The organism is Vibrio sp. VGrn 2, from assembly GCF_009361695.1.
GTDB lineage: Bacteria > Pseudomonadota > Gammaproteobacteria > Enterobacterales > Vibrionaceae > Vibrio > Vibrio diabolicus.
This window is the reverse complement of sequence record NZ_RBWD01000001.1, coordinates 543896-559312: the sequence shown is the minus strand read 5'-3', so window position 1 is coordinate 559312 and position 15417 is coordinate 543896. Positions and strand designations below refer to the sequence as shown.

Sequence of the window (15417 nt, the reverse complement as noted above, 5' to 3'; positions counted from 1 at the left end):
GCGAGGAACATCATGCAAATTCATACTTTAGACAAAGCGGCAATTATTAACGAACTTCAGTTCGGCAATGGTATCAACCATGCTGTCCACGAAGGACGTCGTGCCGATTTTGCACTGATTTTGTCGATGTTTTCTAACGATGTACGCGACGTTGTACCTGTAGAGGAAATCAAAGAAGTAGCCACTAGCGATGATATACTCCGCCAACAACTTGAATTGTCAACGCCTCAAGCTCTTCGTTCTGATAGCAGCAGCTATGAGCTAGCAGCACAACAAGCAAAACAATTCCACGGTGCAGGTCTGCCCTCAGCGAAACTGAGTCACTACTTGAAACCAGACGCCCTGACCTACTTGCCGGAAGATACGTTTAACCTTCCTGAAGACGTTTATCACAACCTATCCGGTCATGAGCGACGCAAATTGGGCGAGCGCAACAAAAACCTCATCCCAGATGCAGGGCTATACAATCAACTAGTGACGGCTCAACGTCAGTATCAAATTCAACTGCAAGTATAGAGATCATTGTTCAACCAACAGCTTGCAGTATCCACAGTCAGAAATGTGACGCCTTACAAATTACCGCACAATAGTCCTCATCCAAAAGCGTTAGTTTGAAGTCTTTCACACTGAGCCTTTCTAATTTCAACCATGCTAATAGCACAAACCACTGGTGTATTTTTTTCACACACGGATACAGTGAAGGTGTTATGGATATTAAAGAATCAATTATTCTCGTCACGTCTGCAGGTTCTGTTATAGGAAGGACTTGTGCTAGTCACTTTGCTCACCTTGGAGCGACGTTGATTCTTTGTGACCAAAACTCTAGCGCTCTAAAAGCGAGCTATGAGCAGATTAGTGCCTTCACAGATAAAGTCTATGCGATGAATGTGTGCAGTGATAACACAACGTCCATTAACTTACTGTTTGATCAAATAGAATCGCAGCTGCGTGCGACACCAGACGTGATAGTCAATTGCTGGACGAGCTCTCCCATGCCAGGCTTGATGGCTCCCGAACCTATGAGTACTTACATTGATCACTTGTCTTCTGCTGCACGCTTCCTCTACACCTATGGCCAAGTGGGAGCCGAACGATTTCGCGCTAGAAATAAGAAAGGGGTAATAGTTAACGTCATTTCCCATGACAGCCATGAAGATTTAACGGGAGTCGAAAGCATGGCTGCTTTGGTGTCAGGTTTTACTCACAGTTGGGCAAAAGAGCTCACTCCATTTAATATTCGGGTGGGTGGCGTCATTCCTTCGGTAAACCATACAAGAGAAGAACTTAACGAAAGACACTGGGCCGAGATCCAAGATGAATTGGTTCGCAATACCGCATATATCGTATCAAATGAGTATTTTAGTGGCAGAGTGGTTGCTACTGAGGTATGAATGGACAACATGTTTGTTGCGTCAACGGATCGCTCTTACTCAACTCTTTCAACAAAAAAGCCCCAGTCAAATGACTGGGGCTTTTACTTTTTCCCGGTTAAGGTTTCGTGCTAGCGAAAACCTTACTCACACGACTCTTAATTACGCGTCAGCTTTTTCTTTCTTTGCTTTAGGCGCCGCTTTCGCTGCTTCTTGGTCTGCTTTCTTCTTGATAACTGTTGTACCTTCGAAAGTTTCACCTTCAACGAATGCTTTACCGTAGTAAGAAGCCATTAACACATCTTTAAGTTCGCTAATTAGTGGGTAGCGAGGGTTCGCACCAGTACATTGGTCATCGAACGCTTCAACTGCTAGCTCATCAAGTTTCGCGATAAAGTCTGCTTCAGCTACGCCTGCCGCTTGGATAGACATTGGGATGTCTAGGTTCACTTTTAGCTCATCCAACCATGCTAGTAGACGTTCAATTTTCTGAGCAGTACGGTCACCAGCTTGGCTTAGACCTAAGTGGTCAGCAACTTCAGCGTAACGACGACGTGCTTGTGGGCGGTCGTATTGAGAGAATGCTGTTTGTTTAGTTGGGTTATCGTTCGCGTTGTAACGTACAACGTTAGAGATAAGTAGTGCGTTTGCTAGGCCATGTGGAATGTGGAACTCAGCACCTAGTTTGTGCGCCATTGAGTGACAAACACCTAGGAATGCGTTAGCAAATGCCACACCAGCGATAGTTGCTGCGTTGTGTACTTTCTCACGAGCGATTGGGTCGTTAGCGCCGTTCGCGTAGCTTGAAGGTAGGTATTCTTTTAGCATCTTAAGTGCTTGTAGAGCCTGACCATCAGAGTATTCGTTCGCAAGAACAGATACGTAAGCTTCTAGAGCGTGAGTTACTGCATCGTAACCACCAAATGCTGTTAGAGACTTAGGCATGTTCATCACTAGGTTAGCATCAACGATAGCCATGTTTGGCGTGATTTCGTAGTCAGCTAGTGGGTATTTAGCGCCAGTCTTGTCGTCAGTAACAACCGCAAATGGTGTAACTTCTGAACCAGTACCTGAAGTTGTAGTGATACATACAAGCTCAGCTTTTTGACCCATTTTAGGGAACTTGTAAATACGTTTACGGATGTCCATAAAGCGCATTGCTAGTTCTTCGAAGTGAGTTTCTGGGTGCTCGTACATTACCCACATGATCTTCGCAGCATCCATTGGTGAACCACCGCCTAGCGCTAGGATAACATCTGGTTGGTAGCTAGCCATTTGAGCCGCACCTTTCTCTACAACAGAAAGCGTTGGGTCAGCTTCAACATCGAAGAATGTTTGAACTTCCATGCCTTGAGCTTTAAGTAGACTTACTACGTCATCTGCGTAACCGTTGTTGAATAGGAAACGGTCAGTTACTAAGAATGCGCGTTTCTTACCTTCTAGGTCGCCTAGAGCAATTGGAAGGCTACCACGACGGAAGTAGATTGACTTAGGTAGTTTATGCCACAACATGTTTTCAGCTCGCTTCGCTACAGTTTTCTTGTTGATTAGGTGTTTAGGACCTACGTTCTCAGAGATAGAGTTACCACCCCATGAACCACAACCTAGAGTTAGAGAAGGCGCAACGTTGAAGTTGTACAAGTCACCGATACCACCGTGAGTAGTCGGGATGTTGATTAGGATACGAGCTGTCTTCATCTTGTCACCGAAGTAACGGATACGGTCAGCGTTAGTATCTTGGTTAGTGTAAAGACCAGATGTGTGGCCGATACCACCGATCTCAACCATAGTTACCGCTTGAGCAACCGCGTCTTCGAAGTTGTCAGCACGGAATAGACCTAGAGTTGGAGATAGTTTCTCGTGAGCAAATGCGTCATCGTAAGAAACTTTACCCAGACCTTCACCAACAAGAACTTTAGTATCTGCTGGAACTTTAACGCCTGCCATTTCAGCGATTGCCGCTGCTGGCTGACCTACGATTTTCGCGTTTAGCGCGCCATCGATAAGAAGAACTTTACGAACTTTTTCTGCTTCTGCTTTGCTTAGTACGTAAGCTTTGTGAGAAGCAAAACGCTCTTTCACTTCGTCGTAAACTTCGTCAACTACGATTGCAGCCTGCTCAGAAGCACATACTACGCCGTTGTCGAAAGTCTTAGACATAAGGATAGAAGCCACTGCACGTTTGATGTCAGCAGTTTCGTCGATAACAACAGGAACGTTACCTGCACCTACACCGATTGCTGGTTTACCAGAAGAGTAAGCTGCTTTAACCATGCCTGGGCCACCAGTTGCAAGGATAAGAGCGATGTCATCGTGTTTCATTAGAGCGTTTGATAGCTCAACTGAAGGCTGGTCGATCCAACCGATGATGTCTTTTGGTGCACCTGCTGCTACCGCTGCATCTAAAACAAGTTTCGCTGCGTCGTTAGTCGAGTTTTTCGCACGTGGGTGTGGTGAGAAGATAATACCGTTACGAGTCTTCAGAGAGATTAGAGATTTGAAGATCGCTGTAGATGTTGGGTTAGTTGTTGGTACGATACCGCAGATGATACCTACAGGTTCAGCGATAGTCATAGTACCTAGGTTGTCATCCTCTTCTAGGATGCCACACGTTTGTTCGTCTTTGTATTTGTTGTAGATAAACTCAGAAGCGAAGTGATTCTTGATTACTTTATCTTCAACAATACCCATACCAGATTCTTCAACCGCTTGTTGAGCTAGCGGGATACGGGCTTGGTTAGCTGCAAGAGACGCTGCACGGAAGATTTTGTCTACTTGCTCTTGAGAGTAAGTAGCGAACTCTTCTTGCGCTTTCTTAACGCGAGCGACCATTGCATCTAGTTCAGCCATATTAGTTACAGGCATAGGGAATCTCCTAAAATTAACAAATATTAAAAACTTTTTACTAAGGCTATTACTTATCGTTTTTACTGTTTATCAGTCACTTAGAAAACAAACGTCTTAGTAAATTGCTTTCAGGACTGAGTATAATATTTCAGAGTGTGAAAAAAATTGACTTGGATCAGTTCTCACGACCTAAATACCACCAAAGTAGTGCCCTATCACACTAAAACGACATAAACCACTGATAAACAAATAAATTAATCTTCAATTTTTATTGAACAAAAAAGAAGCAAATAGACAAATAAATAAAAGAAACTACAACAACCTGTAAAAAAGTTTCATTTTTAGCCAACAAAATTACATGTAGGCCCAATTCCTTGTGCTACTGAGAGTATATCGAACCGAATACATCTCTCTACAAACCACCTTAGTTTTTATCAAAAGTGTGCGAATGTTAACGTTTATGTAAAACAGCACACTTTGACAGCAACTTTATACGCAACAATTCTTTTCCAGATTAGATACAGTTTATTAAAGAATTAGTTTTTCTCACTAAAACAGTAGGAAATGCGTTAGTTTTTTTCATTTCTTCCAACCCAACTTTTGCCTTACATTACGCCCAAATTACCCCTTCGCCTTTTCACTAATGTGAACTTTAATGAGTACGCAACATGCAAACTTTTGAACTTGCTATCTTCTTGCAGTTTTTTCTTGGTTTGGTCGCCGCAGTAAACCCTGTTGGTATCATGCCTGTGTTTGTGTCACTAACCGGACATATGACACCAGACGAAAAGCGCAATACGGCAACCACAGCGAACGTGGCTGTTGCGATCATCCTGATCATTTCGCTCTTTGCTGGCCAGTTACTATTAGATATGTTCAGCATTTCTCTGGATTCGTTTCGTGTTGCAGGTGGGCTACTGCTGCTTAGCATCGCGTTCTCGATGATGAGCGGTAAACTGGGGGAAGATAAACAAAACAAACAGGAAAAATCAGAATACGTGAGTCGCGAGCAGATTGGTGTTGTTCCTCTTGCGATGCCGCTAATGGCAGGGCCAGGTGCAATCAGTTCGACTATTGTTTACGGTGCACGCTACCCAAGCATGTTTGATACGGTAGGCATCAGCATTACAATTGGCTTGTTCTGTCTATGCTCGTGGCTGTTGTTCCGCTCTGCCCCACTGATCGTGCGATTTTTGGGCCAAACTGGCATTAACGTCATTACCCGTATCATGGGTTTGATATTAGGCGCATTGGGTATTGAGTTTATCGCCAATGGTTTACGCAACTTATTTCCAGGATTAGCCTGAGTTTCTATAAAATTGTATGATAGAGCGATTCAACAATGGATCGCTTTGTCATGACGACTGACTCTCTCAAACATACTCTTTATGTCACCATTTTTGGTACTCATACCAAAGCTGGTCGAACCTTCGATATTGCACTCATTATCGCGATTATCAGTTCTCTAATCGTACTGGTATTAGACTCAATACCATCCGTGCGCGCCGAGTGGGCAAAAGAGCTGAAATACTTGGAGTACACTTTTACCGGTTTATTCACTATTGAATATTTTCTCCGGCTTTATTGCTCTCCAAAACCAGCCGCCTATGCGAAAAGCTTTTATGGCATCGTTGATTTACTCGCGATTTTACCTACTTACTTAGCACTGTTTTTCCCTTCAGCCTCCTTTATGGGCGTAATAAGAGCACTGCGAGTCATGCGAATATTCCGCATACTCAAGTTGGTCCGCTATCTTCAAGAGTCCAACATCCTCTTACGCTCTCTACTGATGGCGCGCAGAAAGATTTTTATCTTCTTTAGCTCTGTCGCCATTATGGTCACGATCTTTGGGTCGCTGATTTTCGTCATTGAGGGGCCTGAAAACGGATTTACTAGCATTCCGAAAAGTATTTATTGGGCTATTGTGACCATCACAACGGTTGGATATGGTGACTTGGTACCTCAAACAGATCTCGGAAAAGGGCTTGCCTCACTCACCATGTTGTTGGGTTATTCAATTTTGGCGGTCCCTACTGGTATTTTCACAGCAGAGCTTCACCAAGAAATGCAATCGCACAAAGTATTAGTGAAGTGTCCGAACTGTTCTCACGCCGGGCACGACTCTGATGCGACTTACTGTAAACACTGTGGTAGTGAACTGGCCGATCCTGACAAACGCGTTGTTCGTGGAGAAGACGAAGCATAAAAAAGAGCTCCCTAGGGAGCTCTTTTATTTTGTCATCAAACAAAGGTTGATGTGATTATGCTTTCTCAGAAAGAATAATGCGTAACGTACGACGCAATGGTTCTGCTGCGCCCCAAAGTAGTTGGTCACCAACAGTGAAAGCATTTAGGAAGTCATCACCCATTGCCATCTTACGTAGACGACCTACTGGTACGGACATAGTGCCTGTTACTTTTGCAGGTGTAAGTTCTTGCGCAGTAATGTCACGATCGTTAGGAATCACTTTAACCCAGTCGTTATGAGTGGCGATGATTTCTTCGATTTCGTCCATTGGGACATTTTGCTTAAGCTTGATAGTGAGTGCTTGAGAGTGACAGCGCATCGCACCAATACGGACACAAGTACCATCAATTGGCACAGGCGAGCTTTGTGAGCCCAAAATTTTGTTTGCCTCTGCGCCCGCTTTCCACTCTTCTTTACTCTGACCGTTATCACGTTTCACATCGATCCACGGAATAAGCGAGCCAGCTAGTGGTACACCGAATTTATCGGTAGGGAAAGAACCGCTGCGCATTGTGTCTGCAACTTTTTTATCAATATCTAGGATAGAGCTTGATGGGTTTGCAAGTTCGGAACTTACAGAGTCATTGATAACGCCCATTTGCGAGATCAGTTCACGCATGTTTTGCGCGCCAGCACCAGAAGCGGCTTGGTATGTCATTGCGCTTGTCCACTCAACAAGGCCTTTTTCGAATAAGCCACCTAGACCCATTAGCATTAAACTAACCGTACAGTTACCACCAACAAATGTGTTCGTGCCACCGTGGATGCCTTGTTGGATTTGCTTTAAGTTCACAGGATCAAGCGTGATGATGGAATCTTCCGCCATACGTAACGTAGATGCTGCGTCAATCCAGTAGCCTTTCCAACCGGCTTGTCGAAGTGCTGGGTAAACTTTTTCTGTGTAGCTACCACCTTGACATGTAATTACCGCATCAAGCTGTTTTAAGCTTTCAATATCATACGCGTCTTGCAGTAAGCCTGCGTCTTTTCCTAAGTTAGGAGCAGGAATACCAACTTGAGAAGTACTGTAGAATACTGGTTCGATTAGGTCGAAGTCTTTCTCTTCAACCATACGCTGCATAAGGACTGAACCAACCATACCGCGCCAACCAACTAAACCAACTCTCATCGTATTAACTCTCCATGTATTAAAAAACCTACCCCATAGTTAATTTTTCGCATCAAAATCTCAACCCCTATTTTGTAAATAAGCCTATTTTTTAACCTTTTCCTATGAAAATTCGTGTTAAACGAGCTTTTTTAGTGTTTGGTTTGCGATTTCGGCCATTTTTCAAGTAGGGAAAGCCCTGTTACTCCAAATTGGTCTTACCACTCAGTGATAAAACAACACATGAAGCACAATAATTTCACATTACACAACATTTAAAACCAAAAAAGTTAAAAAAAACTAACAGTTAATTTCACAAGCAAACGTTTTTGCCGACGAACATCAAGATAAAACACCAAATATTCGAAATATAATTTTTGTTAATGTATGTTATGCGCGATTACAACAAGGAGCGCCTTCCTCTATTGCTCCAAGATTGACAGAGGCACATATGAAGCAAGTTACACCACGCCTACCAAGCTTGATACAGGTATTTATCTCGCTCGGTTTATTTCTACTGCTGGCATTTTCGTTCACTGCCAAGCTAGACCTACCGATCCAGCTAGCGCTGTACATCGGTTGGTTCATTATCATGATATTAGGCATTAAGCTTGGTCATCAGTACAAAGATCTGGAAAAAGCTGCACTAAATGGCATTTCCAATGGACTTGGAGCCGTCTTAATTCTTCTTGCCGTTGGCGCGCTTGTTGGTACGTGGATCTCTGGTGGTATTGTTCCAACCATTATTTACTACGGACTTAAAGCAATTCACCCTTCTATCTTTTTGCTCGCAACCATGATCATCTGTTCATTGACTGCGCTAGCGACTGGCACCTCTTGGGGCGCTGCTGGTACTGCTGGTATTGCGATGATGGGTATTGGCCAAGGCCTTGGCGTTCCTGCACCAATTACAGCTGGTGCGGTGCTTTCAGGTTGTTACTTTGGTGACAAAATGTCGCCTCTATCAGATTCTGTGATTCTTGCTTCATCGATGTCTAACGTTGAAGTGATGGAACATATTAAAGGCATGCTGCCGATCGCACTCATTAGCTATATTATTACAGGCATTATGTTTACTGCATTTGGCTTCCACTACGCAGGTCAAGTTGACATGAGCCAGGTAGACTCTGTAATTAAAGCGATGGAGCAGCAATTCTACATCACCCCTTACTCATTTGTTCCTGTGATCATCGTATTGTCACTTCTAGCAATGCGTATGCCTTCATTCCCAGTGATCAGTTTTGGTTCTCTGCTCGGTATTATTTGGGCAGTAATGATTCAAGATGTGGACTTCCTAACCGCGTTCAACACCGCTTGGGCTCCGTTTGCGATTTCTTCAGGCGTAGATTTCATTGACTCCATTCTTAACCGTGGCGGCATGTCTTCAATGCTTGGCTCGGTTGCTGTCATCGTATTCGGCCTTGGTTTTGGCGGTCTACTAGATAAAGTGGGGGTGTTAGAAACTATCGCTAAGCTGTTTGAAAAACGCGTTCAAAGTGCAGGTTCACTGGCAACAAGTACAATCGGTACAGCCTTTATGGGGAACGTATTTGGTTCAGCGATGTACGTTTCACTTATCCTGACACCAAAAATCTGTGCGAAGAACTACGATCGCCTAGGCTACAAACGTAAGAACTTGTCTCGTAACGCAGAGTTCGGCGGCACATTAACCTCAGGTATGGTCCCTTGGAGTGACAACGGTATCTACATGGCAAGTATTCTGGGTGTTGCGACACTGTCTTATGCACCGTTCATGTGGCTAAGCTTTGTATGTATCATTGTGACCATCATCAGTTCCTACATGGGTTGGTTTGTTGATAAATGCGAACCAACAGCGGAAGCAGTTGAACAAGCAGAAGGCGAACTGAAGCAGCAAACCGCTTAAGTTCGCATAGATAGGAAGAATCTCTCTTTCCGAGTGAAAGACAAAGAAAAAGAGCGCATGAGCGCTCTTTTTTATATCTCAACCAAACGTTAACTTTGTTTGACTTGCGTTTTCACTGCTGCACGCTTACCAAACCAATAGCCCAAGCCAAGTGGTGCAAAGAATATAACGGCAATGAACAAGATGAAGTAGATAATGGTACTTTTAACGAGCTCAATCAGCTTGGTCATCGCTAAACTGACCACTTCCTGCGAGACTCGGTCCATATCTTGAGCAAACTTCTCACGCTCATGGGTAATGATCTGCGCGATTTCTTGGCGCTCTCTGGCTACCATCAGCTCTAAAGCTTGGCGCTCCTCACCCAATTGAGATAAACGCGCTTGCGTTTTTTGGTCAATATCGTCAACCAAAGGTTGTAACTCCACCGCCATTTGCTCTGCCAAATAGCGCATGTACTCTGGATTGTTATCAATAAAGTCCTTCATCGAATCAGCCGTAACTTGTAGGCTATTTAGCGCAGCATTAACTTTTTCGATGCTGGCAGAGCTATTTAATGCTAATAACTGCGCCTTCCAAGTCATAATTTTGGGGGTCTGTTCTGATACAAGGCTTAGACGATCCGAGACATCCCCTAATGCTTCTGGCATTGTACCTAGCGTAGTCACTGCCTCTTCCTCGCTAATTTGATTCGCATCTAACCACCCACGGTAAGCTGGCGTCCTGATCATACTTAAGTCCGCGAATGGATGTTGCTTAACGAACTCTGCAACAAACGCTTGTGTCTTGATGTACGCTTCTTGTTTCAACAGAGATTGAGCCAGTTTATCCACCTCTTTCGCTAAGTGAGCAGAAACTAACTTTGCCTCATCTGTCGCAAATAGTTCATTACCAGGGCCAGTCGTAAAGAATTGATCCATCTGTAGCGTAAAAGTCCAAGTATCAATCAGTGCTGCCATTGGCGAGACTTGGTATGCTGCGGCTTGAAGACCTTCTTCAGCATTTATCTTCCAAAGCAAAATATAAGATTGATGGACTTTATCATGCGGCTCATATTGATCGTGCAATGCATCAGCAGCTTGCTCTACCTGAGCAAAAAACTGTTGCGCATACTCACGAGTCAGGAGACGCATATTAAGCTCTTGTTTGGTAAGAGGGACGGTTTGACTCTCGATTTTCACTTCTAACAGGGAGCACCCTGAAAGCATCATAACCAACCCTATCAACATCATTGAAGACAATCGACGAACGGACATGAAAGTACCTTTAACAAATTGTATGGAACAGGAATAAAGCGAACTAAGTCATATAGTTCGGGCCTTTAATACCCCAACTCTGATGATTGTAAGTCAGAGCAATATCAATCTGTTAGCGCTTCTTGTATCTTTTCACTATTGAGAACGTGGTTAGCGAAAAGTATGGTTTGCTTTAGGACATCATCTAAACGTGTCAGTTTCTCTTCCGGCACTTGTTGCCCTTGTTTAATCAACAGCTCAATATCACTCGAAATGCAGTGCAATGGCATTGCCCCTAAACTTCCCGAGACCCCTTTAAGACTATGAGCCGCTCTTTGCGCTTGCTCTTTATCCTCTTCTAATAGCCGATGCATTTTTGAACCATCGCCAGAGTGATCCTGAATAAAGACTTCAAGTAACATTCGCACCGCGCTTTCATCTCCCGATAGCGAGTCCAGCATCTTATTGATATCTATATACGGCTCACGTTCCACTACTGCCACTTGTGATGTGTTCGGCTCATTATGACTCTGTTCGTTAACTTGGCCGTTTTGAGCGCTTTCGGACTGAGCAGAAAAAACAACGTAAGACCCACCAGCTTGCTCAGACTCTTTATCTTCTGCTCTTGATGGTATTAGCGGCTGAACGGTTCTTTGGGAGAAAAGCCCCCATGAAATAAGAGAAATAAATAAACCACTGATTACTGACAACCAAGTAACAAAGGTCATCAACTTTTGTTCCAACTGGTCATTTATCGAAGTTAACTGGTTCGGGAAATCAGGATTAAGCAGTTGATTAACTAGATAGCTGCCTTGCGCCTTGGCAGATAGCGCGCTTGAAGTCTGGGCAAGTTGACGCTGAAAAGCACTTCGCTCTTGAGGAGAAAGCGTGTCCGACTCGATAAAGAGTCGGTCTAAATCACGATAAGTATCGCTATTCGTTGCTGAGTCACTAAAAATAGACTCCAAAACAAGTGCGCCTAAGCGATAGTACATTGATTGAATTTGCTCAGAGTTCTCAGCTCGGGCACGGCTCCTTCGCAACTGCTCGGCTAATGAGACTAGCTCACTGTTACTTCCTACAAAGGCTCGAGCACTTTCTAAAAATCGATCGGTCGCATAAAGCAATTGAGTAATATCTGGTGTGATTTTTCCTTCAGAAAACTCACTTTCAAGCTGTAAGCGAACTGCATAGGCTAACTGAAGTTTTAGTGAAACTTGGTCGACGTGCTTAACACGATAAGGCAGATCGAAGTTAAAAAAATGTCTGACTTCTTCGACTTTGCTTCCTAGCTCATTCACTGTTGAAATGGTTTGAATCGTTTGTTTGGCTTGCAACCAAATCCCTAGCGCTAAAACACACCATAAAACGAACCAGAACCAAACAAACCGCCTAATTCCTTCTTTTAGCTTCAGCAACACTCGCCCCTCGCATATCTCCATTAATTACAAGCATATACTATGGATGTTTCTTATTCACATAAAAAAAGAGAGCCATTGGCTCTCTTAATTTGACGATATGGTTTTAGTTGCGACTCAACTGATCTTTTAGATTTGGTGGCGTACCTTTAATCGTTAAGGTATCCGTCTCTGGGTCATAAAAAATACGCTCGCCAAGCAATAGGCTATCAAAGCTAATATTCAAGCCACCGCCAGCGCCAACAAATTTAGTCAGTTTGCGAACCGTCGCACGGTCACCTGGGAAAGATTCTTCAAGCTCGTACCCTTGCTCTTTGGTGAAATCCATAAAGCTTGTGCCATCTTGGCTTGGAGGAAGCTCTCCAGAAAGCTCTGAGATTTGAACCTCATCACCGGATTTAATTTGCTCATTGCAGTAATCGTAAACTTGTTTCTTGTACTCGTTCACTTCTTGCTTTTCTAGCTTCGAGTCAGCACAAAAATCATCCACTGCCTGCATCAACACTAAGTTTTGTTGTTTAGTATCTAAGCCGATGTCCGCTTGCAGGAAATCTAGGAAGAAATCCGCCACTTTACGGCCAACGCGTCCCTTGATGTATTGCAAGTAACGATTAGATTCCTTGTCAGTGTCGTAGCTCGACAAGTCAATTCGTGCCGCAATATCCATTTTGGTGATATCTAGGTAATCCGTCGCACTGATGTCCAAACCTTCGGTCACTTTTAAACTTTGGTTCATTGGTAAGATACCGATGAACAAGTAGTCCGTTGCTAAACTCTGATACTCAGCGAAAACCAAAATACCTTCATCCGCAAATGGGTACTTAATCAACTCTTCTTTCAAGCGATTTGCACTAATTTGTGAGAAGTCGTAAAAATCTCGCTCTCCTTTGCGCATTTCTTGAAGCCAAAATTGAAATTCGCTGTCTGACTGGAAAGAGCCAAAACCCTTACCAGCTTTAGAATGGAATACTCGGTGAAGTTCAGCGACTAAGTTTTCAGTAGATGCATCGTTCTCTAATGATGCTGGACGAAAGTTTACAACTAGCTCGTCCTGATCGTTTTTGCACAGTTGATGCAGAATAACGTTTGAAAGATGAAGGCTCATAGTGATTTTATCTTGCTACAAGGTTTTAGTTGATGGGCATTGTAGGTTATCATAAGCCGCTTTTACTATCATTATTAGAGTCTTTATGCCGATTACATCTAAATATACTGACGAGCAAGTAGAGAAAATTCTTGCTGAAGTAGCAACAGTTCTTGAAAAACACGCTGCTTCTCCTGAGTTGACGCTAATGATTGCCGGAAATATCGCAACCAATGTCTTAAATCAACGTGTTGCTGCTTCACAACGCAAAGCGATTGCTGAAAAATTTGCTCAGGCGCTGATGTCTTCTTTAGAAACACCAAAAACACACTAATAACGGACAATAGAACACATACATGGTAGACAGCGGAAACTCATACGGCGAACGTGTATCTCGACTGGTTGGTTGGGGTCACTGGTTTGCATTCTTTAATATCGTTGCATCGATGTTGATAGGCACACGCTACATTGTTCAGTCTCCTTGGCCCGAGACGTTACTTGGTCAGTTTTATCTGGCGGTTTCTTGGGTTGGTCACTTTGGCTTTCTAGTTTTCGCGCTTTACTTGCTCGTTCTATTCCCGTTAACGTTTATCCTGCCATCGCGGAAATTGTTCCGTTTGGTGGCAGTGATTTTCGCGACCGTTGGGCAAACCATATTATTGATTGATACCCAAGCGTATCAGTCGATCAATTTGCACTTAACTCCTGTCGTTTGGGAGTTACTATTCAGCGAAGATAAAAGTGCACTCAGCACTGATCTACAACATCTGTTTGTTGTAATGCCGCTGATCTTCCTTATTCAGCTCGCTCTATCCGAATGGGTATGGCGAAAACAGCGCAAACTATCTCATAAGCACGTAGGACGTCCTCTAGCAGCTGTATTTTTCCTCAGCTTTATGACCAGCCATTTGGTTTATATTTGGGCAGATGCATACTTCTACAATCCAATTACCAGTCAGCGTTCAAACTTCCCATTGTCTTATCCGATGACGGCGAAGAGCTTTATGGAAAAACATGGTCTACTTGACCGTGAGGAATACCTAAAACGCTTAGCGGAAAATGAAGGCAACGTAGAGTTAGTCAATTACCCTCTAGAAAAGCTAGAGTTTAACCGTCGAGTCAATAAGCTCAACGTGTTGATGATCAGCGTAAATAACCTGCGTGCAGACGCGCTGAATCCAGAAGAGATGCCTAACCTCTATGAGTTTGCCGAAAACAATCAGAACTTCCGTAATCATTACAGTTCAAGTAATGATACTTACGGGGCTTTTGGTTTGTTCTACGGCTTACCAACCAGTTACGCCTCAAGCATCAAGGCGCAAGGTGCTTCGCCAGTGTTACTCGATGTACTGAAAGATCAGGGTTACAACTTCGGCCTATTCAGTGGCAGCGGGTTTGAAGATGATCTCTACTCAGAGATTATTTTCCGCGACTTAAAACTAGCGGAAGACCTCGATGGCACACAAGCTCATACCGATAAGCAATCTATCGCGAACTGGAATACATGGTTAACAGAGAAAGCGAGTCAACCATGGTTTAGTTACATCGAAGTCACCACCGTTGATAATTTTGAATCGATCCCTTCCAATAATGACGAAGAAATGTCCGCAAGTGATCGCTTCAAAAAAGCTTATGAATATGCGGTGAAATCAGCGGATAAAACCATCGCTAGCATTATTGGTGAGCTTGAAAAAAATGGACTATTGACAAACACCATCGTGATTATCACTTCTAATCACGGTAGTGAGTTTAATGAAACAAACACGAACAGCTGGGGCGCAAACAGCAACTACAGCCGTTATCAGTTACAAGTTCCTATGGTCATCCAATGGCCAGGAATGTTGGCTGGTGAATTTAATCACAGCACAAGCCACTTAGACCTTTCGGTCACGTTGTTGCAGGATATGCTCGGTGTATCTTCCAACCCATATGATTACAGTAGTGGTCGTAACCTATTTGACGAAAGTCGTCGCCGTTGGATCCTAGCGGGTGACACTCGTGAGCTTGCCTTAATTACTAGCTCACAAACCACAGTGATCGATAAGTTTGGCAACTACAAGTTGTATGACAAAAATTACAAACGACTTCGAGATGATGCACCGAAGTTGCCAGTTTTGATGCAAGGTTTAACTGAGTTACAGCGTTTTTATTCTAAAAACGATTAATACCTAGCAATCCATATACTATTCAAACTCCCCTTTTTGGGGAGTTTTTGTTTATTTAAA

General features: G+C 43.5%; 12 protein-coding genes. 7 read left to right on the top strand and 5 right to left on the bottom strand.

Annotated features, from left to right (window positions below):
* Positions 1-12 precede the first annotated feature (12 nt).
* Both D8S93_RS02695 and D8S93_RS02690 read left to right on the top strand, forming a co-directional pair.
* Entirely contained in the window at positions 13-516 is a 504-nt protein-coding gene (locus D8S93_RS02695; protein WP_005396531.1) for a VC2046/SO_2500 family protein, read from the top strand.
* A 191-nt stretch (positions 517-707) separates the two neighbouring features.
* Positions 708-1391: an SDR family oxidoreductase gene (locus D8S93_RS02690; RefSeq protein WP_046874522.1), complete on the top strand. Its 684-nt coding sequence runs from the start codon at positions 708-710 to the stop codon at positions 1389-1391.
* A gap of 141 nt (positions 1392-1532) precedes the next feature.
* On the opposite strand, the gene adhE is transcribed toward D8S93_RS02690, so the two are convergent.
* Positions 1533-4235 (bottom strand): bifunctional acetaldehyde-CoA/alcohol dehydrogenase, encoded by a 2703-nt coding sequence (adhE, locus tag D8S93_RS02685; RefSeq protein ID WP_046874521.1) that lies wholly within the window; start codon positions 4233-4235, stop codon positions 1533-1535.
* A gap of 650 nt (positions 4236-4885) precedes the next feature.
* Here adhE and D8S93_RS02680 point away from each other — a divergent pair.
* Together D8S93_RS02680 and D8S93_RS02675 are read left to right on the top strand one after the other, a co-directional pair.
* A complete protein-coding gene (locus D8S93_RS02680; protein WP_005396528.1) occupies positions 4886-5524 on the top strand; it encodes a YchE family NAAT transporter in 639 nt (212 codons plus the stop codon).
* A gap of 35 nt (positions 5525-5559) precedes the next feature.
* Positions 5560-6423, top strand: a complete 864-nt coding sequence (locus D8S93_RS02675) for an ion transporter (protein WP_101911794.1) — start codon at positions 5560-5562, stop codon at positions 6421-6423.
* Between the two features lie 55 nt (positions 6424-6478).
* Here the strand turns inward: D8S93_RS02675 and asd are convergent, their stop codons facing one another.
* A complete protein-coding gene (gene asd / locus D8S93_RS02670; RefSeq protein ID WP_005396526.1) occupies positions 6479-7594 on the bottom strand; it encodes an aspartate-semialdehyde dehydrogenase in 1116 nt (371 codons plus the stop codon).
* 430 nt (positions 7595-8024) lie between these two features.
* Here asd and nhaC point away from each other — a divergent pair, with 430 nt between their 5' ends.
* Entirely contained in the window at positions 8025-9458 is a 1434-nt protein-coding gene (gene nhaC / locus D8S93_RS02665) for a Na+/H+ antiporter NhaC (protein WP_005396525.1), read from the top strand.
* A gap of 89 nt (positions 9459-9547) precedes the next feature.
* On the opposite strand, the gene D8S93_RS02660 is transcribed toward nhaC, so the two are convergent.
* The 3 genes from D8S93_RS02660 to yejK form a co-directional block, all read right to left on the bottom strand.
* Complete coding sequence (locus tag D8S93_RS02660; RefSeq protein ID WP_152811856.1) at positions 9548-10711, bottom strand: chemotaxis protein; 1164 nt, start codon at positions 10709-10711, stop codon at positions 9548-9550.
* A gap of 104 nt (positions 10712-10815) precedes the next feature.
* On the bottom strand, positions 10816-12132 hold the full coding sequence (locus D8S93_RS02655; protein WP_152811854.1) for an Hpt domain-containing protein: 1317 nt from the start codon (positions 12130-12132) through the stop codon (positions 10816-10818).
* Between the two features lie 82 nt (positions 12133-12214).
* Positions 12215-13213, bottom strand: coding sequence for a nucleoid-associated protein YejK (gene yejK / locus D8S93_RS02650; protein WP_005396521.1), 999 nt, complete (start codon positions 13211-13213; stop codon positions 12215-12217).
* An 85-nt stretch (positions 13214-13298) separates the two neighbouring features.
* Between yejK and D8S93_RS02645 the strand changes: the two genes are divergently transcribed.
* Both D8S93_RS02645 and D8S93_RS02640 read left to right on the top strand, forming a co-directional pair.
* Positions 13299-13526 (top strand): YejL family protein, encoded by a 228-nt coding sequence (locus D8S93_RS02645; RefSeq protein WP_005380722.1) that lies wholly within the window; start codon positions 13299-13301, stop codon positions 13524-13526.
* Between the two features lie 22 nt (positions 13527-13548).
* A complete protein-coding gene (locus D8S93_RS02640; protein ID WP_124008368.1) occupies positions 13549-15357 on the top strand; it encodes a DUF3413 domain-containing protein in 1809 nt (602 codons plus the stop codon).
* Positions 15358-15417: the final 60 nt, after the last annotated feature.